At 77.0% G+C, this 1,954-nt stretch carries 1 pseudogene; it reads left to right on the top strand.

Annotation, left to right across the window (positions count from 1 at the left end):
• Nucleotides 1–1,798, top strand: a pseudogene (locus ACSNOK_RS32765) (hypothetical protein); the annotation flags it as partial.
• Nucleotides 1,799–1,954: the final 156 nt, after the last annotated feature.

Here is a 1,954-nt window from a genome sequence, read left to right as displayed (position 1 = left end):
CGCCTACGGCGGGGGCGGCGGCTACGCGGGCGGTGGCGGCGGGGTGAGCGTCGGCGGCACCGCCGGCACCTGCTGGTGCGGTGGCGGCGGCGGGTCCGGCTTCGTCGCGGGCGCGGCACAGGGCGTGTCCGGAGGCGTGACCACGGCCGGCTCCGGCAGCAGCGCCGCCGGCAAGAACGACCCCCTCTACCAGGCGGGCATCGGCGACGGCGGCCGGCCGGGGCAGGTGGTCCTCCAGTGGAAGGCGCCGGTGGACGAGCTGCGGATGGTCGGCGGCGACGGGCAGCACACCGACGCCGGCCGGGCATTCCCCGCCCGCCTTCAGGTGCGGGCCCTCCGGGGCGGTGAGCCGGTCCCGGGGGCCGAGGTGACGTTCGCCGTCGCGTCCGGCCGGGCGTCGTTCGGCGGGGCCGCGCAGGTGACGGTGGTCGCCGACGGGAACGGGTACGCCGTCGCGCCGGTGCTCACGGCGGGGCAGCCGCCCGGCCCGGTGACCGTCGTCGCGACCTCGGGCGCCGCCCGGAGCGAGTTCTCCCTCGTCGCCACTCCCCCCGCCGACTACGACGTGGTCCCCGGCGGGCCGCCGGACGTGGTCCTCGTCCCGGGCGGGGCCGTCGGATTCCCCGGCGTGGTCGTGGAGAACACCGGCGGGACGCCGATCGGCGAGCGCACGGTCACCGTGGAACTGCCGGCGGGCCGGGGGCTGCGGTGGGGGACGGCCGGGCTGCCGGACTACCAGCTCACGGTGCTGGACGGGCGGGCCTACCCGGGGATCCTCTCGCCCGACGGGCGGACCCTGACCTTCGGCGGCGTCGACCTCGACGACCCGCCCGCCGCGCGGAAGGTGATGTGGGTCTCCGTCGGCGCGGCCGACGACGCCCCCGCCGCCGCGACGGTCCTGCGGTTCGCCGTCGGCGGCCGGACCTCGGACTCCACTCCCGTGCGCGTCACCAGGACTCCGTTCACGGTCGTGCCCGGTGGGCCGCCGGACGTGCTCCTGGAGCGGGGCGGTGCCACCGGCTATCCGGGCGTGCGGCTGTCCGGCGACGGGAACGGGCCGTTCGCGCCGCAGTCCGTCACCGTGACGCTCCCCACGGACACCGCGTTGCGGTGGGGGCAGACCGGCGTCCCGGACCACCAGTTGACCGTCCTCGACGCGCAGGGGGCGACCCGGGTCTACGCCGGGACGCTCTCCGGCGACGGGCTGACCCTCACCTTCGCCGACGTCGGCCTCGGCCTCTCCGGTCCCGGAACGGGCTCCGTCATGTGGGTCGGCGTCAGCGCGGCCGGCGACGCGGCTCTGGTCCGGACGTCGCTTGGCTTCTCCGTCGGCGGCGTGGTGTCCGCCTCGACGCCTGTGTACGTCGTCGACGCGCCGTCGTTCGCGGTGGAGGCGGGCGGGCCGCCCGAGGTCGGCCTTGTGCGGGGTGGAGCCGCCGGGTATCCGGGGGTGCGGGTCCGTAACACCGGCTCTTCGCCGCTTCTCGCCGACGTCGGGGTCAGTGTGGCCCTGCCGGCCGGTCGTGGGCTGGCGTTCGTCGCGGAAGGCGGTGCCGAGTGCCTGCTGACCGTGTCGTCCCCGGAGCTTGGTGAGGTCCATTACGCCGGGCGGCTGTCCGGGGACGGGCAGTCGCTCGACTTCGAGCGGGTGCGGCTGGACGCGCCCGTCGGGGGAGCGGTGGTGTTGTGGGTCGCGGTGCGGGCTGAGGGGGCCGCGCCTGGCGGGTCCACGACGCTGGCCTTCACGGTGGACGGGGAGGTGTCGTCGTCGACCGTCGTGAACGTCGGGGAGGGGTAAGGGGGGTTGCCCCAGCCCCGCCCCTTCCCGTTTCCCGAGGGCAAACCCCCGGGCCCCCCGAGCGGCTCCGCCGCGAGGGGGGTGCTGCCGCTGACGCGGGTGCTGCCGCTGACGCGGGTGCTGCCGCTGACGCGGGTGCTGCCGCTGACGCGGGTG

Origin of the sequence: Streptomyces sp. URMC 126, from assembly GCF_051386555.1 — a bacterium.
GTDB lineage: Bacteria > Actinomycetota > Actinomycetes > Streptomycetales > Streptomycetaceae > Streptomyces.
Note: the sequence above shows the minus strand (reverse complement) of the source record. Positions and strands in the feature narration are given on the sequence as shown.